Here is a 24738-nt window from a genome sequence, read left to right on the forward strand (position 1 = left end):
CTGCCGTGCGGGCAGCCGACGAACGCCCGTCAGGGGCCGGTGCGGTCGCCCTCGGCGAGGAGCACCCGTACGTCCCACGCCCCCAGTTCCAGCCCGTCGCCGGCGGCGAGCCGCTCCTCGCCGAGGACGTCGCGGACCGCTTCGGGCACGGCGACCCGTACCGGGTCCCACGCCCAGTTGTGCACGAACCGGAGCCGCTGTCCGTGCGCGTTGCGCGCCGACGTCACGGTCACCGTCGCGGGCAGGGGTTCCCAACGGGCCGCCGCCGTGGCCCCGTCGGTGGCGTGCCGGGCCAATGCCTCGGCGAACGCGGAGTCGGGAAGTGTCCCGACGTACGTGACCCGGCCCGGGCCGTGGTCCCGGACGGTCGCGGCCGGCCACCGTCCGAAGTGCGGGTGCCGGTAGTGGGCGAGGACCCGGGCATCGTCCACCTCGACGCCGTCCGCCCACTCCAGAGCCCGCGTCCCGGAGGCCAGCCGCAACGACGACCCCGCGGTCGCCGTGACCTCCACAGGGCCGGGCAGGTTCGCGTACTCCAGGTAGTGGATGCCGGTGGCCGCACGCAGAGCGGCTCCTGGCGCGACCTCGGCCCGGGCCCGCGCCTCGACGTCGGCGTATCCCGTCCTGAACGTCACCATCAGATGTCCGCCGCCCCGCGCGTATGCGTCGAGGAGAGCGAGCGTCTCGTCGTCGCAGACGTGGAGCGCGGGCACGACCAGGGTGCCGGTGAGCGAGCCGGAGCCGGTCGCGCTCCCGCGGCGCAGCGCCGTCGTCAGCTGCCCCGGGGACATGATCCGGGCCTGTGCCCCCGCATCGAAGAACCCCTTGTAGAACGCCCCGAAAACGCGCGCGTACGCACTCGGGTCGGGATCGAACGTGCCCGGGCGGGACAGCGGCGGCTGGAACTGCATCGCCCAGTCGCTCTCCACCGACCGGACGAGCACGGCGTCCGCGTCCGGGACCAGGCCCGTCAGCGCATCCCCGGCCGCCTCGAACTCCTCGGCCACCCGCCGCACCTCGCGCTGTGTCCGGCCCGGTTCGAGGGCGTGCCCGAGGATGCCGCCCCAGTAGGTCTCCGCCCCGTACGGCAGCGTGTGCCAGTGCCAGTACTGCACCAGCCGCGCCCCACGCGCGGCCAGCGCCCAGGCGGCCTGCCGCAGTTGACCGTCGTACCCGGGCCTGTTGGTGTGCGACCCGCCGATCGAGGTGGCGTTCGTCTCCGTGACCAGGAACGGCTCCTGACGCGCGCCCCACAGCCGGTCCGCCGACTGGTACAGCTGCCACACCCCCTGGCCGAACCAGCCGCCCTCGTGCCGCCGGCCCGTGTCGGGCAGGGCGAGCTCGTCCTGTGCCGCGTAGTAGACGTTTCCGGCCGCCACGTCCAGCGCGCGGGTCACCGCCTCCTCGTCGACCGCGGGCCTGGTGACCGCCAGGCAGGTGGTCACGTACTGGTCGGCACGGGCCGACTCGCGGACGATCGCCGCCTGCCGGGCGATGAACTCGGCCGTCAGAGCGGCCTGGTGGCGGCGCCAGGCCAGGTCGTACGAGGGGGTGGTGTTGCCCCGCGGGGTCCACAGCTCGTCCCACGACGACAGCCGGTGCGACCAGTAGGTCAGTCCCCACGCCTCGTTGAGCGCGTCCACGTCCCCGTAGCGCTCCCGCAGCCGCGCCACGAACCCCTCGAACACCCTGCGGTTGTGCAGCAGCAGCCCCGGCTCGTTGTCGACCTGGAATCCCACCACGGCGGGGTGGCCGGCGTGCGCGGAGACGATGCGGCGCACCACCCGCTCCGCGTACCGCAGGAACACCGGGTGCGTGTAGTCCACCTCCTGCCGGGCACCCCACGGCACCCGGCGGCCGTCCGCGCGCACCGCGGCGATCTCCGGGTGGGCCCGCTGCAGCCAGGGCGGAACCGCGTAGGTGGGCGTCCCGAGCAGCACACCGATGCCGCGCTCGTGCGCCCCGTCCAGGACGGGGACCGGCCAGTCCAGGTCGAAGACACCGTCGCGCGGCTCCCAGGTGGACCACACCGATTCACCGATCCTGATCAGGGAGATTCCCGTCTCGGCCATGAGATCGAGGTCCGACTCCAGCCGGTCCGTGGGCTGGTACTCGTGGTAGTACGCGGTTCCCACCCGGACCCGGTCGTTCGTGCCCGCAGATGTTCGCCTCAGGTGATCCGACATGCCCAGAAGGTGGCATGCCAGCTGAATGCCGTCAATGGAAGGGGAGTTGCGTGAACTCTGACCACGACCGGATGGCAACCCCGTACGAGCCCGACTGGGCCTCCCTGCGTGAGCACCGCGTTCCGGACTGGTTCCGTGACGCCAAGCTCGGCATCTGGGCGCACTGGGGCCCGCAGTCCGCCGCCCGCAGGGGCGACTGGTACGCCCGCCATCTCTACGGCCCCTACGAGGGCACCGAGGGCTTCGAACGCGAGCGGACCGCCCGGCAGACGGAGCACCACCGCCGGCACTTCGGGCACCCCTCCCGCTTCGGCCACAAGGACCTGTGCCACGCCTGGCGGGCCGAGCGGTTCGACCCGGAGGCACTCATGGACCGCTTCCGCCGCACCGGCGCCCGCTACTTCGTGTCCCTCGCCGCCCACTGCGACAACTTCGACCTGTGGGACTCCGCCCACCAGCCGTGGAACTCCGTCAACGTCGGTCCGCGCACCGACATCGTCGCCCGCTGGGCCGCCGCCGCCCGCGCGGCCGGGCTGCGCTTCGGCGTGAGCATGCACGCCGGGTCCTGGACCTGGCGCTGGCTCGACGCAGCCTTCGCGCAGGACACGGACGGCCCGTACGCGGGCGTCCCGTACGACGGACACCTCACGGCGGCCGACGGGCGCGGGACCTGGTGGGAGGGGCTCGACCCGCGCGCCTTCTACGGCCGCCCGCGCCGGCCCGGCGAGAGGCCGGACGCCGCGTTCGTCGACGACTTCTACGCCCGGCTGCGGGACGTCACCTTCCGCCACGACGCGGACCTCGTCTACCTCGACGACTCCCGGATGCCCTTCGACGAGGGCAGTGTGTGCCCGGCCGCGCCGCCCAGCCGCCGGGGCCTGGAGTTCCTCGCCGACTACTACTTCCGTCGGCCCCAGGGCACCGTCAGCATCAAGACCATCCCCGACGAGGACCGCGGCGCCGTGCTGCTGGACGTCGAACGCGGCCAGCTCGGCGGGCTCGATTCGCACCCGTGGCAGTACGACACCAGCATCGGCGACTGGTTCTACCGGGACGGCGAACGCTACAAGACGGCCGCCGAGATCGTGCACCTCCTGATCGACACCGTCAGCAAGAACGGCTGCCTGCTGCTCAACGTCCCCCAGCTTCCCGACGGCACCATCGACGAGGAGACGGGCACCGTCCTCGACTCCCTGGGCGCCTGGACAGAACGCTGCGGCGAGGCCGTCTTCGGCAGCCGGCCCTGGACGGTGCACGGGGAGGGCCCGACCAACGTCACCGGCGACCGCGCACGGGAGAAGGCGCTCACCTACACACCCCGGGACATCCGCTTCACCCGACAACCTGGGGACGGCGGCACGCTCTACGCCTTCCTCATGGCCTGGCCGGACGACCGCACCGCCCGCATCCGCAGCCTGGGCACCGCACGGGGCCTGGTCACGGGAGCACCCCGCCGGGTCACCCTGCTCGGCACCGACGCCCCCGTCCGGTGGACCGCCGGCCGCGACTCCCTGGACGTGCAGTTGCCCGACCGGCCGCCCACCCCGTACGCGCAGGTACTGCGGATCGAACTGGACTGAGGAGGCCCCACCGTGACCCCTGTGCCGTACCCCATGACGGTGACCACCCCCGTCTTCGAGCACCACCGCGAGGCGCTCGGCATCGGCGAGCCCGCACCGCGACTGAGCTGGCGCACCGAGACCGACGAGCCCGGCTGGAGCCAGCGAGCCCACCAGGTGAGAATCACGGCCGCCGACGGCGAAACGATCACCGAGACCGGCCGCACCCCTGGCGCCGACAGCGTGCTGGTGCCCTGGCCGGGCCCGCCGCTCGCCTCCCGCCAACGCGTCACCGTCCAGGTGCGCGTGTGGGGCGGCGCGGACGACACCCCCAGCCCCTGGTCCGAACCCGCCGACGTCGAGGCGGGCCTGCTGCACGCCGCCGATTGGACGGCCCGCCCCGTCACGCCGGACAGCGGCGACGGCCCCGAGGACGCCCTGCCGGTGGCCCTGCTGCGCCGTGACTTCCGCGTCGACGGCGACGTCGTGTCGGCGCGCCTGTACACCACCGCCTACGGCATGTACGAGACGGAGATCAACGGCGTCCGCGTCGGAGACGAGGTCCTGGAACCCGGCTGGACCTCCTACCGGTACCGGCTGCGCTACCGCACGCACGACGTCACCGCCCTGCTGCGGCCCGGAGTCAACACGATCGGCGCCCTGCTCGGCGAGGGCTGGTACACCGGCCGCCTCGGCTGGGACGGCGGCCGGCGTCATCACTACGGCCGCCGACGGGCCCTGCTGGCGCAGCTGGAGATCCATCACGCCGACGGCCGCACCCGGACCGTCACCAGCGACGGCCACTGGCGCTGGAGCACCGGACCGCTGCTGCGCTCCGAGCTCTACGACGGCGAGATGTACGACGCCCGCCTGGAGCGGGACGGATGGTCCCGCCCGGGGCACGACACCCACGACTGGGCACGGGCGCGCGAACTGCCCGCGCCCACCGCCGAACTGACCGCACCCACCGGCCCGCCGGTGCGCCGCACCCGTACCGTCCCGGTCCAGGAGGTGCTCACCACGCCCGGCGGACGCACCGTCGTCGACTTCGGGCAGAACCTGGTGGGCCGCCTGCGCCTGCGTGTGACCGGACCGGCCGGACACACCCTCACGCTGCGCCACGCCGAGGCCCTGGAGAACGGTGAACTCGCCCTGCGTCCCCTGCGCCTGGCCGCCGCCACCGACACCTACGTCCTGCGCGGCACCGGCGCACCCGAGACGTACGAACCCCGCTTCACCTTCCACGGCTTCCGCTACGCCGAGATCGAAGGCTGGCCCGGAACCTTCGACCCCGCCGCCGTCGAGGCGGTCGTGCTCCACACCGACCTGGAGCGCACGGGCTGGTTCGACAGCTCAGAACCCCTGCTGAACCGGCTGCACGAGAACGTCGTGCAGTCCCTGTGCGGCAACTTCGTCGACATCCCCACGGACTGCCCGCAGCGCGACGAACGCCTCGGCTGGACCGGCGACATCGCCGTCTTCGCCCCCACCGCGTCCTTCCTCCACGACTGCTCCGGCATGCTGGGCGGCTGGCTCCGCGACCTCGCCGCCGAGCAACTGGCCCGCCCCGACCGCTCCGTACCCCTCGTCGTCCCCGACATCCTCGACCCGCCCGCGGGCGACCAGCCGCACGCCCTGTGGGGCGACGCCGCCGTCCTGGTGCCGTGGGCCCTCTACCGCGACAGCGGCGACCTCGGCCTGCTGCGCACCCAGTACCCGTCCATGACGGCCTGGGTAGGGCTCGCCGCCGGACTGGCCGAGGAGGGCGGCGGGCTCTGGCGGGACCCGGGCCAGCTGGGGGACTGGCTCGATCCCGCCGCCCCGCCCGACGACCCCGCGGCCGCCCGCACCGACGCCGAACTCGTGGCCGCCGCCCACCTCATCCACTCGGCGGACCTGCTGGCCCGGATCGCGGACCTCCTCGACGAGAAGGACGACGCCGACGGGCACCGTGCCCTGGCCACCCGGCTGCGCGCCGCCTTCGCCCGCGAGTTCGTCACCCCGGCGGGCAGGCTGGCCTCCGACTCGCAGACCGCCTACGCCCTGGCCCTGTGCTTCGGCCTGCTGCCTGGGGAGCGGCAACGCCGGCGGGCGGGGGAACGTCTGGCGGAGCTGGTGCGCCGAGCGGGCTTCCGGATCGCCACCGGCTTCGCCGGGACCCCGCTGATCTGTGACGCCCTTGACGAGGCCGGACACGTCCGGCTCGCCCACCGCATGCTCGCCGAGCGGCACTGTCCGTCGTGGCTGTACCCCGTGACGATGGGCGCGACCACCGTGTGGGAGCGCTGGGACTCGATGCTGCCCGACGGCAGCGTCAACCCGGGACAGATGACGTCCTTCAACCACTACGCCCTGGGTTCGGTCGCCGACTGGCTGCACCGCAGGGTCGCCGGCCTCGCCGCGGCCGAACCGGGGTGGCGGCGCATCCGGGTGGCACCGTGCCCCGGCGGCACGCTCACCCGGGCGTGGGCCGCCCATCACACCCCCTACGGGCGGGCGGAGGCGGGCTGGCGCATCGAGGGCACGCGGCTCGTGGTGGAGCTCCTGGTGCCGCCCGGCGCGGTGGCCGACATTCATCTCCCGGACCGTGACGGCCCGTTGACGAGAGGCGCGGGACGGCACGTCCTCGAGGTGCCGTACGCCGCGCAGGACGCGCCGGTCACCGCGCTGGGCCATCCCTTCGTCGCGAAGGACGACTGCGGCTGCGACGCGCCGCGGGGTCGCCGGTGACTGGATCAGCGGTGGTAGGCGGGCATGGGCCCGCGCAGGTGTGCCCCCACCTCGTCGCACGCCGCCAGTACGTCCCCCGGCAGCGGGCCCGCGGCGGCCGCCTCCAGGTTGGCGCGCAACTGGGCCTCGCCGGAACAGCCGATCAGCACCGCGTCGGTCGACTCGCGGTGCAGCAGCCAGCGCAGCGCGAGCGCGGGGAGCGCTGTCCCGGCGCCGTCGGCGACAGCCCGCAGCCGGTCCACGGCGGCGAACAGTCCGTCGTGCCAGTACCGGTCCTGGTAGGCGGCCGCGAGCCGAGAGGTCCCGAACCGCCCGGCGCCGGGCGCCTGTCCCTCGCGGTAGCGCCCGGTGAGCAGGCCTCCGGCCAGCGCGTTGTAGGCCATGGTGCGCAGCCCGTGGGAGGCGGGATGCGCGGCGTATCCGGTGTACTCCTCTTCGATGCGCCGGGCCAGCAGATTGTGCAGTTGCTGGGCGATCACGGGTCGCGGGGCGCCCAACTCGTCGGCGAGACGCATGAGCTCGGCGATGCGCCAGGCGGAGTGATTGGACACCCCCAGGGCCAGGATCCGCCCTTCGGCGGCGAACTCCGCCACGGCCGCCACGGTTTCGGCGGGCGGGGTGACGTGGTCGGGCTGGTGCAGATAGAAGAGATCGACGTGGTCGGTGCGGAGCCGCTTCAGGCTCCCCTCGAGGGCGGCGCGCAGCCCGGCCCGCGAAAGCGGCGCGTGCTCGCCCTGGTCGGGATGCGGGATACCGGCCTTGGTGGCCAGGACGACGCGATCGCGCCGGCCCGGGAGCAGTTCCGCGAGGATGCGTTCCGTCTCGCCGCCCGCGTACACATTGGCCGTGTCCACGCCTGTGACACCGGCGTCGAGGGCCATGTCCAGGAGCCTGGCGGCCCGGGCGCGGTCGACGGTGTCGCCGAAGGTCATGGTGCCGAGCACGAGCGGGGACAGCGGGACGGGAACGTTCGGTAGGTCGACGGCGGCGGGTGCGGTGGCCATGGGTGATTCCCTTCCACGGACGCGGGAGTGCGTCGGTTTCGCCGGGCTCTTCGGACCTCGGGCGCCGGCCGTGGCCGCCCGCACGACGGTCGCAGTCCTGCGCGATTCGCGCAAGCCTCTCGCGTGGACTGCGCAGCACTGTCATGCTGGATCGCCGAAGGACACGTCCGCAGAGGGAAGGGGACTGCTGCGCATGTCGCTCAACCCGCCCGACCGGCCCGCCGGTTCTCCTCTCGTGGTACTCGCGGACGACCTGTCCGGCGCCGCCGAGTGCGCGGCCGTGCTCCCCGGCTGCCGAAGGATCCTGCTCGACCCGGCCGCACAGGTACGTCCGTGGGAGCACCCGGTGATCGACCTCGACTCGCGCCGCCGCACCCCGGCCGGCGCGGCCCGGCTCGTCGCACACGCGGTACGGCGGCACGCGGTGACCGGTGCCCGTCTGCTGAAGAAGGCCGACTCTCTGCTCCGGGGCCATCTCGCCGCCGAGACGGCGGAGTTCGCGGCCGGCGCGAGTGGCCTCGTGGTGGCGCCCGCGGTACCCGCCGCCGGACGGACGGTACGCGACGGCGTCGTACGGCTGCACGGCGTACCCCTGCACCACACGGACGTCTGGCGTGCGGAGCCGGGGCCGGTGCCGCGTTCGGTGGCCGAGGCACTGGGCCGCGCCGACACGACCGTCCTGACCCTGGACCGGGTGCGCGCGGGACCAACGCACCTCGACGGGAGCCTGCGTTCGGCCCTCGCCCGCGGAGCACCCGTGGTGTGCGACGCCGAGACGGACGCGGACCTGGACGCCGTCGCCAAGGCCGTACTGCGGCTGCCGCACACCGTACGGCTGGCGGGATCGGGTGGCCTCTCGGCCGCGCTGGGACGGCTGTGCGGACCGGTGGCGCCCCGCACGGACCCGGGCCCGGTGCCCGTCGGGCCGCGCCCGGTCGTGGTCGTCGTCGGCACGGCGCACCCGGGCGCCGTTGCGCAGATCGCGCAACTGACCCGGCACGGCGCCCGGCACTCCGCGCTGTCCGCCGAGTCGCTGCTCGTTCCCGGCGACGGCACATTCCCGACCGCCCGCACGCGGGCCGCCCTGGAAGGCGCCACGGTCTCGGTTCTCAGCATCGCCGGGGCCCGGGCCCTGGACCCGTCCGCCGCGCCCCGCCTGGCGCATGCCCTCGCCCGCAGCGTCGGCGCCGTGCTGCCCGAGGACGCGGATCTCGTGCTCACCGGCGGAGAGACGGCCCGCCGCGTCCTGGACGAGCTGGCGGTCACGACCCTGCTGCCGGTGGCACAGGTGCACCACGGCGCCGTGCACTGCCGCACCGTCGACGGCCGCGGGGTCGTCACCCGTCCCGGCGGCTTCGGCGGCCCGGACTCGCTGCTGCGCATGGTGGGCGCACTGCGCACGGACCAGGGCCGGGCACCTCAGGAACCGTACGCATCCGACGGAGGACCGCGATGAACCCCGCAGACCACACCCCCGCCCGTCCCCGCACGACCGCGCCGCCCGTCGACCGCCGCCCCGTCGTCGCGGTCACCATGGGCGACGGCGCGGGCGTGGGCCCCGAGGTCGTCATGGCCGCGCTCGCGCACCAGGACACCGCCCGACGCTGCCGGCCCCTCGTCATCGGCGACGCCCGCAGACTGCGGCAGGCCGCCGGGCTCGTCGGCAGCGACGACGCCGTCGTGTCCGTGACGGGTCCCGGACACGCCGTATGGACACCCGGCCACGTCAACGTCGTCGACCTGGACCTGCTCCCCGACGACCTGCCCTGGGGACGCCTGTCGGCCGCCGCGGGAGAGGCCGCCCACCGGTACGTCCAGGAGGCGGCACGACTCGCCGTGGACGGGGCCGTCGACGCCATCTGCACGGCCCCCCTCAACAAGGAGGCACTGCGCCTGGCGGGCCACCCCTACGCCGGACACACCGAGCTCCTCGCACGGCTGACCGGCGTGGACGAGGTGTCGATGATGCTGACGACACCAGGCCTGAAGGTCATCCACGTCACCACCCACCTCGGCCTGCTCGAGGCCGTGCGCCGGATCGACCCGCCGCTCGTCGAACGCACCGTGCGCCGCGGACACGAGGCCCTGGTCCGGGCCGGCACCGCCGCCCCTGTCATCGGCGTGTGCGGCATCAACCCGCACGCGGGCGAGAACGGCCTCTTCGGCCACGGCGAGGAGGAGTCGAAGATCGTCCCCGCCCTCACCGCGCTGCGCGCCGACGGCATCGACGTACACGGCCCGCTGCCCGCCGACACGGCCTTCTTCCTCGCGGCACGCGGGGACTACGACCTGATCGTGGCGATGTACCACGACCAGGGCCACGCCCCCGTCAAGGTCCTCGGCATCGAGAACGGCGTCAACGTGACCGTGGGGCTCCCCGTCATCCGCACCTCCGTCGACCACGGCACCGCCTTCGACATCGCGGGCACCGGAACCGCCCGTGCCGACAGCATGGTCGAGGCGCTCCGGCAGGCGGTCGCCCTGGCCACCGAGAGGCACCGATGAGCGGCGCCGCCGCCCGCGCCCGCCGAGAGCGCATCGTCACCCTGGCCGAGGACACCGGCCTCACCGGGGTCGACGAGCTCAGCGCGCGGCTGGCCGTGAGCCCCTCCACGATCCGCCGGGACCTCGCCAGGCTCACCGCCGACGGACGCCTCGCCCGCACCTACGGCGGCGCCATGGCGCTCACCACCGCACCCGCCGAGACTTCGCTCCACCGACGCACCGCCGAGGCCGGGGAGGCCAAGCAGGCCATCGCGGCCCTCGCCGCCACGCACGTCGGACCGGGGCAGACCATCCTCCTCGACGCGGGTTCCACCGTCGCGGCACTCGCCCGCGGACTGCGTGGCACCCGGGGCGACCTCACCGTTGTGACACCGAGCCTGACGGCGGTCGTCGCACTCGGCCACGCCGAGGGTGTGCACGTCACCTGCCTGGGAGGCACCTACCGGCCGGTCAGCCACGCGTTCGTCGGCCCGCTCACCGAGGCCGCCCTGGAACGCATGACGTTCGACGCGGCCTTCCTCGGCACCGACGGCGTCTCACCCGAACTCGGCATCTGCGAGGCGGGCACGGAACAGATCAGGCTCAAGGAGCTCATGGCCCGACGAGCGCACCGGGTGTACGTTCTCGCCCACGCGGCGAAACTCGGAGCGGCCCCGTTCCACGCCTGGGCCCCCTGGCAGCCCGGGTGGACCCTGGTGACCGACGCGGCGGCGGAGCCGGCCCACGTCCGCGCCCTGCGCGCCCGCGGAGTCGAGGTCCTCCTCGCCGACCCGGCCGACCGATGACGCACCCGGCGCCCGCCGCACACCACGGGCGAAGGCACCGGCCCCTCGGGTCACTCCTCCGCGAGCAGCCGCTCGGCCGTTCCCAGGTCGGTGACCAGCGCCGTCAGCCACCGCCCCCGCAGCGCCGCCCGGATTGCCGCGTACTTGCGCGCACCCCCGGCGACGGCGATGCGCCGCGGCGCCCCCCGCAGCTGGTCCACCGAGATGCCGATGGTGCGCTCCCCGAGTCCGGCGTCGACGTGCACGCCGTCCGCGTCGAAGAAGCGCTGGCAGATGTCGCCGACGGCACCCGTCTCGCGCAGCCGCCGCAGCTCCTCGTCCGCCACCGCGTTGCCGCTCAGCCGCAGCAGCGGCGAAGGCTCGACACTGCCGACGCCCACCAGGACGACGCTCACCTGCTGCCACGCGCGGTCGACCTCCGCGACGGCCGGGTCGCGCACCAGCGAGAGCCGGGCCTGAGCGGAACCCACGAGGCCGGGCGCGCGCACGAACAGCGGGGCGGCGCCGGTCAGTTCGGCCAGCCGCGCGGTCAGTCGCGTGGCCCGCACCTGCCCCTGCGCATCGCCCATCCCGCCCATCAGCTGTACGACCGTCGTCGCCGCGCCCGCCCGCGAACGCCCCTCCATCGCGTCGACCGCGGCGAGCAGCGTCTCGCTCCAGGTGGAGACACCGATCACGTCACCGGGCCGGAACGCCGTCTCCAGATACCCGGCCGCGGCGGCGCCCAGGGCCCGCGGCAGCAGAGCCGGCCGTTCGGGAACGTCGGCAGCCTCCACGACCACGGCGTCCGTGAGCCCGTACCGCTCGGCCAGCGCGTCCTCGGTGTCGCTGTGGATGCCGGGCGGCGCCACCACCACGGTGCGCACCACACCGTGCTGCGCGGCCGTGCGCAGCAGACGCGAGACGCCCGCCTGGGAGAGCCCGAGCTGGTCGGCTATCTCGCTCTGGCGCATGCCGCGCTCGTGGTACATGCGCGCCACCCGCACGAGCAGACGCAGCCGGTCCACGGACACGGTCGCGGTGAGGTCGGTTCCATTGGCCACGCTCCGCACCCTACTGACCCGGGCGCGTGCCGGGGACGGGACGGGCGCCGGGGTTCCCCCCGCTCAACGCCCGCGCCACCGCGGCATGCCAGCCGTCCAGCCGCCGTGCCCGCACGGCGTCGGCGTATGCCGCATCCGGCCGGAAGTCGTCGTACGCCGGCGGCCGCGGCGGTGACGCCGCGGTGAACAGGCCCAGAGCCCGGCCCGCGAGGCGGGCGGCACCGAGGGCGGACGCGTCACGCACCTGCGGGCGGCGTACCACGCGGCCGGAGACGTCGGCCTGGATCCGCATCAGAAGGTCGTCGCCGCTGGGGCCGCCGTCCGCGAGCAGGGTGGTGACCGTCCCGGCCGCGCGGTCGATGGCGGCGACGACATCCTCCACCTGGAAGGCCACCGACTCCAGTGCGGCGCGAGCCAGTTGGGGTCCACCCGAGCCGAGGGTCAGGCCGCTGACCACTCCGGTGGCGCCCGGGTCCCACCAGGGTGCCGCGAGCCCGCCGAAGGCCGGGACGATGTGGACGCCGGCGCTGTCGGAGGCCGCCAGCGAGGACAGTTCCCGCTCGCCGGTGCCCAGCAGCCCGGCGAGCCAGCGCACCGTGGCGCCGCTGGAAAGGATGTTGCCCTCGAGCGCGTATGCCACCTCCGACCCGTCGTCCCAGGCCGGCGTCAGGCACAGCGGCGAGTCACCGAGCGGGACGGGACCGGGCACCAGACCCATGACGGAGGAACCGGTCCCGTACGTCACCTTGACGCTGCCCGGAGCGCACACGCCGTGGCCCAGCAGCGCCGCGTGCGAGTCGCCGAGGACGGCGGCCACCGGCGTACCCGCACGCAGCGGCGGCAGACCGCGCACCGAGGGGAACGGACCGACGGACGAGAGAACGCGCGGCAACGCCTCACGAGGCACGCCGAAGAGAGCGAGGAGCTCTGGGTCCCACTGCCGGGTGCGGATGTTGCAGAGCTGTGTCCGTGCGGCGTTGCCGGTCTCCGTCACGTGGACGCCGCCCAGACACCACAGCAGCCAGGAGTCGACCGTGCCCAGGCACAGCTCCCCGCGCCGTGCCCGCACCCGGTCCGGGTCGTGCGTGTCGAGCAGCCAGCGTGCCTTGAGCGCGCTGAACATCGGGTCCAGCGGCAGTCCCGTCACCTCGCGGACGCGCCCCGCGCCGGGCTCGGCGGCGACACGGTCGGGGAGGGGAGCGGTACGCCGGTCCTGCCAGCCGATCACCGGACCGAGCGGACGGCCGGAGGAGCGTTCCCACAGCAGGCACGACTCGCGCTGCGTGGACAGGGCCAGGCCCGCGACACGGGCGGGATCGTGTCCGTCGAGCACCCGGCGCACGGCCTCGCGCACGCTGTCCCAGATCGCGTCGGCGCTCTGCTCGACCCAGCCCGGGTGCGGGTGGTCGCAGCCGAGCGGGACCGAGGCACGGGCGACCACCTCGGTTCGTGCGTCGATCCCGGCCCGGGCGTCGACGAGGAGCGCCTTGGTGGCGGAGGTCCCCTGGTCGACGGCGAGCAGCAGCGGGCCGCCGCCCTGTCCGGCGTTCACCGCCGGGCCTTGTGCGGAGCGTGTCCGAGTACGTCGAGCGCGGCGTCGTGCAGTCCGGTGGCGGTCAGGCCGAAATGGCCGAGCAGGAACTCCGCGTCGCCGGTCGGCGCGAATCCGTCCACGCCGAGCATGCGCATCGGGACCGGCCGGTGCCGGGCGGTGAGCGCGGCGACGGCCGCACCGAGCCCGCCGCTGAGCGTGCCCTCCTCCGCGGTGACCAGCCCCCGGGTCTCGTCGGCCGCCCGCAGTACCACGGCCTCGTCCAGCGGTGCCACGAACGGCGTCGTGATCACGCGCGCCTCGACACCCGCGGTCGCGAGGGTCCCGGCCGCCGCCAGCGCCCGGGAGACCAGGGTGCCCACCGCGAGGAGGGTGACGTCGCCGCCCTCCCGCAGGGTCACCGCCCGCCCCGGAGCGAACGGCGCGTCGGCGCCGACCACATCCGGCACCTTGAACCGCGGCACCCGTATGTAACTGGGGCCGGTATGGGCGTGGGCCCAGCGCAGCGCGGCCCGAGTCTGGGCGCGGTCGCAGGGCACCAGGACCGGCAGACCGGCGACGGCCCGCAGCCACGAGAGGTCCTCGACGCCGTGGTGGGTCGGACCCAGTTCCCCGTAGGCGAGACCCGGGCTCTGCCCGCACAGGACGACCTGCCGGTCGCTGTAGGCGCAGTCGGCCTTGATCTGCTCCAGGGCGCGGCCGGTGAGGAACGGGGCCGCGGCCGACACGAACGGCACCATGCCGCCGGCCGCGAGGCCCGCCCCCACCCCGACCATGTTCTGTTCCGCGATCCCGACGTTCACGAGCCGTCCGGGGAACTCGGCGGCGAAACCGGCGAGTTTGCTGGAGCCCACCGAGTCGTTGCAGACGGCCACCACGCGCGGGTCCTCGCGGGCGAGTGCCGCCAGCTCGGCGGCGAACGTGTCCCGGCAGTCGAAGAGCGCGTCCGCGGCACTCCCCGGCACGGACGCGGTGTGGGTCATCGCGTCAACTCCGCCACCGCGGCCCGGACCTGGTCGCGATCGGGCACCTTGTGATGCCACTCGGCCCGGTCCTCCATGAAGGACACCCCATGGCCCTTGCGGGTGTGCGCGACGACGGCCACGGGTCGGTCCTCGCGGGCGGGCGCGAACGCGCCGAGCAGCGCGGCATGGTCGTGGCCGTCCACTTCGCGGACCTCCCAGCCGAACGCCGTCCACCGCGCCGACAGCGGTTCGAGGCCGACGGTCTCCTCGGTGCGGTCGCCCTGCTGGAGGCCGTTGCGGTCGACGACCGCGTAAAGGCTGCCCAGCCGGTGGTGCGAAGCGGCCATCGCGGCCTCCCAGTTGCTGCCCTCCTGCAACTCCCCGTCGCCGAGCACCACGAACGTACGCCAGTGCCGGCCACTGAGCCGCGCGGCGAGGGCGCAACCGACGCCGATCGGCAGTCCGTGCCCGAGCGGTCCCGTGTTCGCCTCCACACCGGGCACCTTGCGCCGGTCGGGGTGCCCGCCGAGCGCCGAGTCCGCACCGGCGAACGTGCCCGTCTCGGCGGGCGGGAAGAAGCCGCAGCGGGCCAGGGTGGCGTACAGCGAGGCGGCGCAGTGCCCCTTGCTCAGGACGAAACGGTCCCGGTCGCGGGCGAGCGGACGGCGCGGGTCGACGTCGAGCACGGCGCCGTACAGCGTGACCAGGATGTCGGTGACGGACAAGTCGCCCCCGACGTGCCCGAGCCCGGCGCGCTCGATCATGTCCAGCACCTTGAGACGCACCTCGGTGGACAGGGGACGCAGCAGGTCGCGCGCCCGGTCGGGACCCGCGTCGCGCAGGAGGCCTCGCAGCGCGTGGAACCGCGCCGAGTTCTCGGGATCAAAGCTCAGCATGTGAATATCCATTCAGGTACTGATGCCCATGTGAGGTGATGATGTGTCACGCGACGCCAACCGGTCAACCTCCAACCAACCCGAAAAACCGAGGCTGTTGGTGACCTTGACGCTGCCGTCGCCCGGTCGTACGGTCCATGACTCGAATGGGCAACACAGCATGAATGAATATTCAGGAGGTTGTCATGACGCGTACGCAGAACGGCACCGACCGCTCCGGCCTCTCCTTCGCCGGCGGCATGTGGAGCTTCGGCCGGATCATCGACCGGTACGCGACCGACGGCTACGGACCCGAGATCTCCACCCTCCGCACGATCGAGATCGCGGCGGAGACGGGTGAACTGACCGGACTCGACCTGAACTACCCCTTCGACCCGGACGTGTCGGTCGACGACGTGCGCAAGGCGCTCGACACGCACGGCCTCAAGGCCGTGAACATCACCCCGGTCATCTACGACCGGGGCTTTCGCAACGGCGCGTTCACCGGCCCCGACGCGGCGACCAGGCACCGGGCCATCGACCTCGGCCACGAAGCGGTCGAGGTCGCGCGTGCCCTGGGCGCACGGTACGTCAAGTTCTGGCCCGGACAGGACGGCTACGACTACCCGTTCCAGGTCGACTACCCCACCCTGTACCGGCACGCCGTCGAGGGCATCGGGGACATCGCCCGCAGCCACCCCCAGGTCACCTTCGCCATCGAGTACAAGCTCAAGGAGCCCCGCAACCGCCTGTTCTGGTCCACGGCGGCGGCCAGCCTCCTCGCCGTGGAGCAGATGGGCGTGGACAACGTCGGACTCGTCGTCGACTTCGGCCACTCCTTGCTCGCCAAGGAGAACCCCGCCCAGGCCCTGAGCCTCGCCCACGCCATGGGGCGGCTCGTGGACATCGAACTCGACGACAACTACCGCGAGTGGGACGACGACCTCACCGCGGGTTCACTCCACCTCGTCGAAACACTGGAGTTCCTGCACGTCGTGCGAACCCTGGACTGGCAAGAGCCGCTCAAGCTCGACCTTTTCCCGTACCGGGAGGACCCGCGCGACGCCGTCCGCGAGTCCGTCGCCGCGCTGCGCGCCCTGGACGAGCGGGCGGCGCTCCTGCCCCTCGACGAGCTGCGGGCGGCCCAGGAACGCCACGACGCGATGGCCGCTCAACGCATCGTGCGCACCGCGTTGCTCGGCGGGTGAGACGCGACGGGGAAACCGGCCGAGCTCAAGACAGGGTGCGCCGTCGTCAGGACGGACCCCTCGACTCACCCCTCCGCCGGCGCGGCGAAGGCGCCCCGGCGCAACCGGGCTCGCCCGTCCGTCGTCAGTGGCAGTGATCGGACGCGGTCGCTGGGCGGGTGCCGCTCGCGCCCAGGTCGTCGGAGCGACCGGCGTCGAGGCGTGGCCACTGTGCTGTGGGACGTCCAATCGCCCGCTCTTCCCGCAGGGGCGGCCAGTCGGGAGCCCCGCCCAGGGTCCGTGTGGCGTGCCCGAGCCGCGGCCGGCCTGCCGGTGAGTCCTCCCAGTCCTCCTGGCGCCCGAACGCCGTGAGGTCCATGAGCGCGTAGCTGTAGTCGACCGCCTCGGCCCCGCGCCGTTTGGTCCAGTACGTCTCGAAGACGCGGTCGCGGTCGCGCAGGTAGCACACCAGGTGGAACAGGCCGAGTTCCCGGCCGACGAGAAGCGACTCGAGCGAGGGCTGGGCGGAGTACCACGGCATGGTCCAGCCCATGAAGGCGCGGTAGCGCAGGCTCTCCTCGTACGACGTCTGCGCGTCCGCGAAGCCGTAGGCGGTGTTCCGTCCCTGACAGAACACGGCGAAGGTGATGTCACGGGAGTGCAGATAGGCCAGCTCGCCCACGTGGCTCATCACCCAGGTACAGCCTTCGCACTGCTCGGCGGCCGGCCGGCCCGGCCACCACATGAAGTAGTAGGCGATCAGCTGGCGCCGCCCTTCGAACGCGTCCAGGAGCGTCGTGGGACCGTCCGGCCCCAGTAGCGTGCTGTCGGCGGCCACCTCGACCATCGGAAGCCTGCGGCGCGCGGCGGCGATTGCGTCGGCTTCGCGGGTGTGGGCCTTCTCCCTTGCCCGCAGCCCCTCCAACTGCCGTTCGAAGGCCGCGCGGTCGACGACGGACGGTTGCGCCGTGCTCGGGTTCTCAGACATCAGCGGCTCCTGGGATCATTCGCATAGTTCCCGGTCGGGATCGCCGTCCCGCGCATCCGACCCGGCTCTGCCGTCTCCGAACACACCACCTGCGGCGTGTTTCTCACCGTAGGGGCCAACGAACCCTTGCGTGGGCTGCCATACAAGCTCATCGTCTCCGCACATACCTGCTGACGCGCCGTCAACGCCTCCCACCTGGTCCTACTGCCGGACAGGCTGGCGAGGCACCCGTCTTCAGTGCTGTGATGGCCCGATTGCGCGTTCCCCTCCGCCGAGCCGCCGCGGGCCGTCGGCCGCGAGGTGGATCTTGGTGAGGGCGCACGCGTACTTGCTCCAGTACGGCGCGGGCACCTTGGGTGCGACCGCCCGCACCGCGCATCGCGGCCAGGGTGCAAGCAAGTGCTTCGATGAGGTGAGTCAGCGCGCCCGGGCCGTGCCGGCCGCACAGACAGGCGGGGCACGACAGTCGGCTGGGCGGGAACCCTGACGTTGCGTGGAGGGTTGCCGTTCAACTGCTCCCACAGGGCGTCGACGGCGCCGGCGCCGAGTTCCTGCCGGGGCATGGCGACGGTTGTAAGGGGCGGGTAGCTCGTCATAGGTGATGACGGACAGGTCCTCGCCCGCGGCGCTACGCAGGCCGCGGGGTGCGCCGCGCCGTGGAGCATGTCCGCACCGAGCTGTTCAACGCGGCACGCGGACTGGACGCCACCGGCATCCGCACCGTCGACGCCGCGCTGGAGGAGGCCGACGGCACCCCGGACCTCGGGTGGCTAGGGGGCAACGCCGTGCTCCCGGTGTCCGTCGCCGCCGCGCTGGCCCGCGAGGAACGGGCCCAGGTTCCGCTCCCGTTGGTCAACATCGTCTCCGGCGGTGCCCACGCGGCGGGACTGATCGACGTACGGGACATCCTGGTCGTTCCCCTGGCCGCGGAGTCGTTCTCCGAGGCCGTGCGGTGGTCGTCGGACATCCGCCGCGAGGCGGCCGAGTGGCTCGCGGAGCAGGGCCACGGCACCGCGCTGGTGGCCGACGAAGGAGGTCTGGCCGCGCCCCCTGTCCGGCAACGAGGACGCCGGGCTGGCGCCGGGGGAGCAGGTGGGCCTCGCCGTGGACACGGCGGCCAACGGGCTGGCACGGGACGGCGGATGCGCGTTCCCGCGCAAAGCAGGCCGCTTCACACCGGACGCCTGGCTCGACCAACTGGCGCGGTGGTGCGCCCGCTACCCGTTTGTCTCCCTGGAGGACGTTCGTCACCGATCCGGCCCGGGTGGCCCGCGGGATCGACGAGCAGTGCGCCAACGCAGTCCTCGTCAAGCCCGGCCCCGCCACGGTGGTGTCGGCGCGCAGCGGCGAGAGCGAGGACCGCTGGATCGCCGACCTGGCCGTCGGCTGGGGCGGGGTCCAGATCAAGGTCGGCTCGACCATGCGATCGGAACGCACCGCGAAATGGAGCCGCCTGTTGGAGATCGAGTCGGACCCCCGGACCGAGACGAGCTACGCCGGCGCCGGTGGTCTCCCGGCAGGAGACGTGGGATCGCGTGAGTGAGGAAGGGCGCCCGACGTTCCCAGTGTGCTCTCCCGCTTCTCCAGCCGGTACCCCGGCCGGATGCGCCGGCCTCGGTGCTTCCCGCCGTTCAGCTGGGCGAGGACCGACTCCACCGCCATACGGGCGATCGCCGCCTTGTCGGGTGAGACGGACGTCAAGGTCACCGCCCCGAACCGTCCCTCGGCCACGTTGTCGAAGCCCACCACCGCGACGTCCTCCGGCACCCGCAGTCCGCGTTCGGACAGGGCGCGCAGTGCCCCGATCGCGATGAGGTCGTTGTAGGCGAACACGGCGTCCGGGCGACGGCCGGAGTCCAGCATCCCGGCCATGGCCCGCGCGCCGTCGGCGTGCTCCCACCCGTCGGTCGCGGCCACCAGCCGGGAGTCCGCGACGAGACCGGCTGCGTCGAGTTCGTCACGCCACCCGCGCAGGCGCAGATGCGCGGGCTGGCTGTGTCCTCGGCGGGCGCCGATGAACGCCACGTTCCTGCGCCCCAGCCCGATGAGGTGCCGTACGGCGGCACGGGCCGCGGCCACGTTGTCGATGGCGATGTGGTCGTAGGGCAGGTCGTACTCCCGTTCGCCGAGCAGCACCAGCGGCACCTGCTCGGTCCGCGACCGCAGGTCCTCCGCCTCCAGTTCGATGGGGCTGAGCACGAGGCCGTCGATCACGCGTGTCCGGAACCCCTGACTGACGAGGATCTCCTGGTCCCGTCTGCCGCGGGTGTGGTCCAGCAGCACGGTGTAGTCGTGTTCGGCCGCCGCGTTGATGATCTCGGTGGCGAGCTCGGCGAAGTAGGGATTGCCGAGTTCGGGCAGGGCGAGAGCGATGATTCCGGTGCGCCCCTTGCGCAGGTGACGTGCCGTGAGGTTCGGCTGGTAGCCCAGCTCGTCGATGGATGCCTGGACCCGGGCGCGCATCGCGGGTGTGACGTGCTGGTAGTCGTTGACGACGTTCGAGACGGTCTTGATGGACACGCCCGCGTGCAGGGCGACGTCCTTGAGGCTGACCCGCATCGATGTTCCCTCCGCCGCCCGACCGTCTGCCCGGGGCCGCGGGCCGGCTCCTGGCGCCCAGGGGGAAGGCTCGCACCAGGCTCGCATCGTTATACGTCGCGAGCCTCCCCGCTGACAAGGAGATTGTGCGGCGCCCACGGAGCACGGAAAGTGACCGGCAGCGTCAGACGAACCGCCACAGGTGGTCGGCGGTGCCGTTGTCCTCGTACTGGACGACGTGGGCGCTGTTGGCGGTGGACATGTTGTCGACGCCGAGGACCTTTCCACTGTGCCGGTTGCGTACGAGGAACCAGCCCTCGCCGCGGTCTTCCAAGGTCCACAGGTGGTCGGCGGTGCCGTTGTCCTCGTACTGGACGACGTGGGCGCTGTTGGCGGTGGACATGTTGTCGACGCCGAGGACCTTTCCACTGTGCCCGTTGCGTACCAGGAACCAATCCTCGCCCTTGTCGATCAGCTGCCAGGCGTGGTCGCCGGTACCGGAGTTGTCGAACTGGACGACGTGGGCGCTGTTGGCGGTCGACATGCCGTCCACGGCGAGGACCTTGTTGCTGTGCTTGTTCAGAATTCGCCGGAACGGGGGTTCGGGAGTCCAGGCGTGCCCGTCCTCGGTGGCGGTGGGGAAGGCGCAGACGCGCAGGCGCGCGGCCCCCATGGGAATGAGGGTGACCGTCTCCACGGGCGCGTCGCTGCGGGCCGGACTCTGCTGCAGGGGTGCGACGACCCGCTCGGTGTCCGCGATCCAGCCGTCGATCGGCCGGGCCTGCGCCGTGATCCGTACGGGGACGGTGCCGTGGGTGAAGGGATTGTCGGCGACCGGGCCGTCCAGCGGCTGGAACGAGAGAGGGGTGTCGGGTACCAGCCCGTAGTTCCAGGGGGTGGTGGCGTGCACCTCGTACTCCGGGAAGGTGTCACCGCCCGCGTAGCGCTCGTAGCGCTCGCCGATCCGCAGCGCGTAGCTGAGCGGCCCGCGATCGACGCCGACCGCACCGTGCTGGGCGGACCAGGTGCGCAGTACGGTGCGCTGCGGAAGCCGCAGGGTCACCGTGTCCCCGTCGCGCCAGGCGCGCTCGACGCGTGCGAAGGCCGGGCCCCGCGGTGCCGCGACCGCCCTGCCGTTGACCTTGAGCTCCGGATCGGGACACCAGCCCGGTATGCGCAGGAGCAGCGGGAAGGAAACGCGCTGTTCGGTGGAGACCGTCAGCCGGACGGTCTCGGAGAAGGGGTAGTCGGTTTCTTCCCGCACCCCGACCCGTACCCCCTTTCCGACCTCGGCGTTCACCTCGCAGGGGGCGTACAGGGCCGCGGCGAGCCCGCCGTCCGGCGTGCCGAGCCACAGCTCCTCGCTGAAGTACGGCCAGCCCATTCCGTAGTTGTGCGGGCAACAGCGGTATTGATCGACGCCGGGCTGGTAGGACTGCATGGCGAAACCGTTCTGGAACTGCCCCTGGGTCTTGCGGTCCTTGCCGAGGTCGACGCAGTTGGCGCTCGTGATGTAGTGCACGCCCTTTCCGTCGGGATCGAGGGAGGCGGGAAGGAGGTTGAAGGCCAGGTCCTCGCACCGGTCGGCCCAGACCGGATCGCCGGTGGTACGGGTGAGCAGTTGGTGACTGGCCATGAACTCGACGATGCCGCAGGTCTCGAAGCCCTGCCGCGGGTCGCTGAAGCCGGGGCGGATGTTCTCGTCCCCCGCGAAGCCGCCACCGGGGAACTGGCCGTATCGCTTCAGTACCTGTTCGTACGTGCGGTAGGTGGCCCGGATCAGTTCCGGGTCGCCCGTCAGCTGCGCGTACTGGGCCGGTTCCCGGAATCCCTGCGCGATGTTGACGTTGTGCTGGTTGGGCAGGTCGCCCGTCCAGTCGGCGCCGTAGGTGTGCATCTTCCCGGCGAGGTCGAGCAGGAAGGTGTCGCCGGTGCGGCGGTGCAACCACGTGGCGATGTCCAGTCCGTCGCCCCACCGCAACGACACCCAGCTGGAGTCGAAAGCACCTTGGCCCTGGCCGTTCATGTAGAGCAGGAAGTGGGTCATGAAGGGCACGATCCGGCGGTCACCCGAGTACTCCTCCCAGGTGCGCAGAGCCATGAGCAAGGGGAGGAAGGGCCAGAAGTCCGGCCCTCTATTGAGTGCCGTGCGCAGGGCCCGAGGGCCGAAGAATCCGTCCGGCTGCTGGGTCGCGAGGACGGCGTCGATCCATCTGCGGGCGTTGGCGAGCGCGTCCTGGTCCTGGGTGGCGACGGCGAGCGGTACGTATCCGCGCAGCCAGTAGGGCAGTTCCTCCCAGCCGCCGTTCTCCGGGTCGACCCAGCCGGACGTGGCGAAGTCGAGGAAGTGGGAAACTTCCTCGTAGCGGCCGCACAGTCCCGTCAGCTGGAGCCTCAGTTGACCGGCGAGCCAGCCGTGTGCGGCGATGCTGCCCGGCGGCAGCCTGAGCAGCGCGTCCGGCGCCAGGGCCCGGTCCGCGGCGGACCGCGGCGCGGGTGCCGCCGACGCGGCCGCGGCGACGTACGGGGGAACGGCCGATGCCGCGGTCACGATCAGGGCGGTGTCGCGCAGGAGGCGTCGTCTGGGCAAGGACATGCGGATCCTCCGGTCGGTGGCGGGGCCCTCGTCGGTGGGCGGGCGTGAGCGACAGGGGTCACGGTTCGGACGCGCAGGCGGGACGGGTGTGCGCCTACAACGTTGGAAAGGAGCCCCTGGCATGACAGCACGCCCGAACTCAGCCGTCCAGGGACATGACAAAGGGGCGATCCTTTGTCTCGATCCCGCCCTTCGGGCAGTCCCAGCACTGGGTACTCGCCCGGTCCCGGCCCATCAACCGTCGATCGGTTGGGCACCCTCGCCGTTCGCCGTCGGCACCGCCGCCGTCCCGTGGCTTCACGAACTCCTGCCGGGAAACACCGGTGTCTCCCTCGTCCTGCGCGGCGCTTCGGCGGCGAACCGGCGGGTGATCCAGGCCGGTGCGGTGATCACGGTCCTCACGACCACGGCCTGCTCACCGACGTTCCGGAACACTGCCCGGCAGACCACCCGTACCGCTTCTACCAACTCCACGGCCACCAGCTGGAGCGCCTCCGCAACTCCTTCCAACAGGTCTGCGCCGCGCAACAGGCGACAGCGCAGAGCCTGCTGGCCGCCGCTCCCGCCATCGGCATGCGCACCAGCCGCGCCGTCCTCGACGCGGCGGCCCACCGGCACATCACCGCCCGGACCTGGGCTCCTGTCGCCGCGGAAGTCGCCATCGCGGCCGGGTGCGACCGCACGAGGGCCGGCGAGAGGCGGCGCACGTGCGGCAGCAGACCACGGCGGCGGACGAGGAGCCAGACATGGAAGGAGTGGGCATGGAGGACGGCGCCGGGCGGGCCGTGGTGGCCACGGAAACCGATGAGCGAGCCCGGCAACCGGCCGCGCCCGCCGGCACGGTGGCATCGGAGCCGTCACGCGAAGAGGCGACTGCCGAACGTGTTGCCGCCGACGGCGCACGTCTGTAGGCCTTCGCCGAAGCCGCGGTGCTCAGAGCACGCTCGAAGAACGGCAGCCCGAGCGCTCCTGACGCCCGGCCAGAACCGCAGTCTGGAGCGGAACGGGGTGACACCCTGCGTGCCCGCGCGCCGGCGAGCGCCGCTGCTGTGCCCTCGCCGGAGCAACGGGACCTACCCCTGTGACGGGCAGTGACCTGCCGTCCGGCTCCTGGCACCAGAAGGACGGAGTCCTCCACGACGCCTACGACGTCCCGCAGTGGCGGCTACGGACCCCCCCGGGGCTCGGCCTTTCACGGAAACGCCCACTGGGACCGCCGCGTACGAACCCGTCGGTCTCCGGCAGGCCTTCACCTCCACCGTCGCACAGGCATGGGCCGACATCGTCCCGCCCGAACACGGCACCGTCGAGGATCTCCTCGAGGCCGTCGACGTGCCGCTGCGCGAACTGGAGGAACAGTGGCGGCAGGCCGTCCCCGCTCCCTGGGCGGACGGCGAACGGCACACGAAGCCCGCCCGCACCGGTCCCGTACCTTCACCGCGCGATCCAGGACCGGTCGAAGCGGCCCTGCGAGAGACCGACTCTCACGCCGCCGGTCTCCAGGACATCCCGGAATGGCGGCGACTGCAGACTAGCCGGGGCGCAACCGCCCCCACCTGTGGAACGTGCTTCGCGAACAGGCGGGCGAATACCTCGGTCGACTGCAGACCGACCTCCGCGTCCAGGGCTTGTGGCGTGGCGCACGGTCTCCCTCCGCTCAGCCATGGTGATCGGCCAGTGCGCACAGGCTCTCGCCGACCGGCTGCGCAGCAGCCTCCACGGCGACCTGCCCACAGCCGAGGCCCCGCTCAAACTCAGCGACGCGGCCCTCGCCTACAGCACCCCGGCATCCCTCGCCCCGACCACCCTGTCCCGACCTCGGACGCGGCCGCGAACGACACCGCCGACGAGGTACGCCGGCTGCGCGACACCCTGCGGGCCGGCGCTCCACTCCCGTACCGGGCACGCGAAGAGGCCGTGCACGCCTCCCGGGAGACTGCCGAGGCCTTCCGGGCGATTGATGACCCGACCGGCCGTGGACTTCGAGACGCCGAACAGCGGAGCGAGCTGCCGCAACGTCAGATTGGTGCGCCAGTAGGTCGTGACCAGCAACACCCGGTCCTCGAGCGGCAGGCTCCACGGCCGCCCCCGGTGGACCACATCTACTCCATCGCGCCGCAGCGAGGTCAGCAGTTTGCCGAAGCAGCGCGGGCTCAGCCCCGCGAACGGGGTTATCCAAGACGGCTCCGACGCCGTGATCACGCTCGCCACGTCCTGATCATTAC

Annotated in this window: 18 protein-coding genes and 2 pseudogenes; 9 read left to right on the forward strand and 11 right to left on the reverse strand. The window is 72.8% G+C overall.

Going from position 1 to position 24738, the window contains the following annotated elements; translation table 11 throughout:
* Positions 1 to 29: 29 nt before the first annotated feature.
* Complete coding sequence (locus ACZ7MF_RS14860; protein ID WP_471477167.1) at positions 30 to 2186, reverse strand: beta-galactosidase; 2157 nt, start codon at positions 2184 to 2186, stop codon at positions 30 to 32.
* A gap of 50 nt (positions 2187 to 2236) precedes the next feature.
* Here ACZ7MF_RS14860 and ACZ7MF_RS14865 point away from each other — a divergent pair, with 50 nt between their 5' ends.
* Together ACZ7MF_RS14865 and ACZ7MF_RS14870 are read left to right on the forward strand one after the other, a co-directional pair.
* Positions 2237 to 3766 carry an alpha-L-fucosidase gene (locus ACZ7MF_RS14865; RefSeq protein ID WP_471477168.1) on the forward strand — a complete coding sequence of 510 codons (1530 nt, stop codon included), beginning with the start codon at positions 2237 to 2239 and terminating at the stop codon, positions 3764 to 3766.
* A 12-nt stretch (positions 3767 to 3778) separates the two neighbouring features.
* Positions 3779 to 6475 carry a family 78 glycoside hydrolase catalytic domain gene (locus tag ACZ7MF_RS14870; protein WP_471477169.1) on the forward strand — a complete coding sequence of 899 codons (2697 nt, stop codon included), beginning with the start codon at positions 3779 to 3781 and terminating at the stop codon, positions 6473 to 6475.
* A 5-nt stretch (positions 6476 to 6480) separates the two neighbouring features.
* On the opposite strand, the gene ACZ7MF_RS14875 is transcribed toward ACZ7MF_RS14870, so the two are convergent.
* A complete protein-coding gene (locus ACZ7MF_RS14875) occupies positions 6481 to 7479 on the reverse strand; it encodes an aldo/keto reductase (RefSeq protein WP_471477170.1) in 999 nt (332 codons plus the stop codon).
* Positions 7480 to 7672: 193 nt separating this feature from the next.
* Between ACZ7MF_RS14875 and ACZ7MF_RS14880 the strand changes: the two genes are divergently transcribed.
* The 3 genes from ACZ7MF_RS14880 to ACZ7MF_RS14890 are packed head-to-tail and all read left to right on the forward strand — an operon-like array spanning position 7673 to position 10769.
* Positions 7673 to 8935 (forward strand): four-carbon acid sugar kinase family protein, encoded by a 1263-nt coding sequence (locus tag ACZ7MF_RS14880; RefSeq protein ID WP_471477171.1) that lies wholly within the window; start codon positions 7673 to 7675, stop codon positions 8933 to 8935.
* Positions 8932 to 9984 carry a 4-hydroxythreonine-4-phosphate dehydrogenase PdxA gene (pdxA, locus tag ACZ7MF_RS14885; RefSeq protein WP_471477172.1) on the forward strand — a complete coding sequence of 351 codons (1053 nt, stop codon included), beginning with the start codon at positions 8932 to 8934 and terminating at the stop codon, positions 9982 to 9984. The genes ACZ7MF_RS14880 and pdxA overlap by 4 nt, the downstream gene beginning before the upstream one ends.
* Positions 9981 to 10769, forward strand: coding sequence for a DeoR/GlpR family DNA-binding transcription regulator (locus tag ACZ7MF_RS14890; protein WP_471477173.1), 789 nt, complete (start codon positions 9981 to 9983; stop codon positions 10767 to 10769). The genes pdxA and ACZ7MF_RS14890 overlap by 4 nt, the downstream gene beginning before the upstream one ends.
* Before the next feature lie 50 nt (positions 10770 to 10819).
* Here the strand turns inward: ACZ7MF_RS14890 and ACZ7MF_RS14895 are convergent, their stop codons facing one another.
* From ACZ7MF_RS14895 to ACZ7MF_RS14910, 4 genes are read right to left on the reverse strand one after another with little or no spacing between them, the layout of a single operon-like run.
* On the reverse strand, positions 10820 to 11812 hold the full coding sequence (locus tag ACZ7MF_RS14895; protein WP_471477174.1) for a sugar-binding transcriptional regulator: 993 nt from the start codon (positions 11810 to 11812) through the stop codon (positions 10820 to 10822).
* A 10-nt stretch (positions 11813 to 11822) separates the two neighbouring features.
* Positions 11823 to 13364 (reverse strand): FGGY family carbohydrate kinase, encoded by a 1542-nt coding sequence (locus ACZ7MF_RS14900; RefSeq protein WP_471477175.1) that lies wholly within the window; start codon positions 13362 to 13364, stop codon positions 11823 to 11825.
* On the reverse strand, positions 13361 to 14347 hold the full coding sequence (locus ACZ7MF_RS14905) for a transketolase family protein (RefSeq protein WP_471477176.1): 987 nt from the start codon (positions 14345 to 14347) through the stop codon (positions 13361 to 13363). Before ACZ7MF_RS14905 ends, ACZ7MF_RS14900 begins: the two co-directional genes overlap by 4 nt.
* Positions 14344 to 15225 (reverse strand): transketolase, encoded by an 882-nt coding sequence (locus ACZ7MF_RS14910; protein WP_471477177.1) that lies wholly within the window; start codon positions 15223 to 15225, stop codon positions 14344 to 14346. The genes ACZ7MF_RS14905 and ACZ7MF_RS14910 overlap by 4 nt, the downstream gene beginning before the upstream one ends.
* Positions 15226 to 15410: 185 nt before the next feature.
* Between ACZ7MF_RS14910 and ACZ7MF_RS14915 the strand changes: the two genes are divergently transcribed.
* Positions 15411 to 16412, forward strand: a complete 1002-nt coding sequence (locus ACZ7MF_RS14915; protein ID WP_471477178.1) for a sugar phosphate isomerase/epimerase family protein — start codon at positions 15411 to 15413, stop codon at positions 16410 to 16412.
* A gap of 124 nt (positions 16413 to 16536) precedes the next feature.
* On the opposite strand, the gene ACZ7MF_RS14920 is transcribed toward ACZ7MF_RS14915, so the two are convergent.
* Entirely contained in the window at positions 16537 to 17379 is an 843-nt protein-coding gene (locus ACZ7MF_RS14920; RefSeq protein ID WP_471477179.1) for a DUF899 family protein, read from the reverse strand.
* Positions 17380 to 18014: 635 nt separating this feature from the next.
* Between ACZ7MF_RS14920 and ACZ7MF_RS14925 the strand changes: the two are divergent.
* Together ACZ7MF_RS14925 and ACZ7MF_RS14930 are read left to right on the forward strand one after the other, a co-directional pair.
* Positions 18015 to 18410, forward strand: a pseudogene (locus ACZ7MF_RS14925) (phosphopyruvate hydratase); the annotation flags it as partial.
* Positions 18411 to 18604: 194 nt separating this feature from the next.
* Positions 18605 to 18922 carry a hypothetical protein gene (locus ACZ7MF_RS14930; RefSeq protein ID WP_471477180.1) on the forward strand — a complete coding sequence of 106 codons (318 nt, stop codon included), beginning with the start codon at positions 18605 to 18607 and terminating at the stop codon, positions 18920 to 18922.
* Here the strand turns inward: ACZ7MF_RS14930 and ACZ7MF_RS14935 are convergent.
* From ACZ7MF_RS14935 to ACZ7MF_RS14945, 3 genes are all read right to left on the reverse strand, one after another.
* Positions 18871 to 19938, reverse strand: a complete 1068-nt coding sequence (locus ACZ7MF_RS14935) for a LacI family DNA-binding transcriptional regulator (protein ID WP_471477181.1) — start codon at positions 19936 to 19938, stop codon at positions 18871 to 18873. The genes ACZ7MF_RS14930 and ACZ7MF_RS14935 overlap by 52 nt on opposite strands.
* Positions 19939 to 20101: 163 nt before the next feature.
* Positions 20102 to 22513: an RICIN domain-containing protein gene (locus tag ACZ7MF_RS14940; RefSeq protein ID WP_471477182.1), complete on the reverse strand. Its 2412-nt coding sequence runs from the start codon at positions 22511 to 22513 to the stop codon at positions 20102 to 20104.
* Between the two features lie 297 nt (positions 22514 to 22810).
* Positions 22811 to 23125, reverse strand: a complete 315-nt coding sequence (locus ACZ7MF_RS14945; protein WP_471477183.1) for a hypothetical protein — start codon at positions 23123 to 23125, stop codon at positions 22811 to 22813.
* 95 nt (positions 23126 to 23220) lie between these two features.
* Between ACZ7MF_RS14945 and ACZ7MF_RS14950 the strand changes: the two genes are divergently transcribed.
* Positions 23221 to 23424: a hypothetical protein gene (locus ACZ7MF_RS14950; protein WP_471477184.1), complete on the forward strand. Its 204-nt coding sequence runs from the start codon at positions 23221 to 23223 to the stop codon at positions 23422 to 23424.
* Between the two features lie 1045 nt (positions 23425 to 24469).
* On the opposite strand, the pseudogene ACZ7MF_RS14955 reads toward ACZ7MF_RS14950, so the two are convergent.
* A pseudogene (locus tag ACZ7MF_RS14955) lies at positions 24470 to 24724 on the reverse strand (helix-turn-helix domain-containing protein); the annotation flags it as partial.
* Positions 24725 to 24738 lie beyond the last annotated feature (14 nt).

The sequence above is a fragment of the Streptomyces sp. NPDC111628 genome (genome assembly GCF_055635195.1).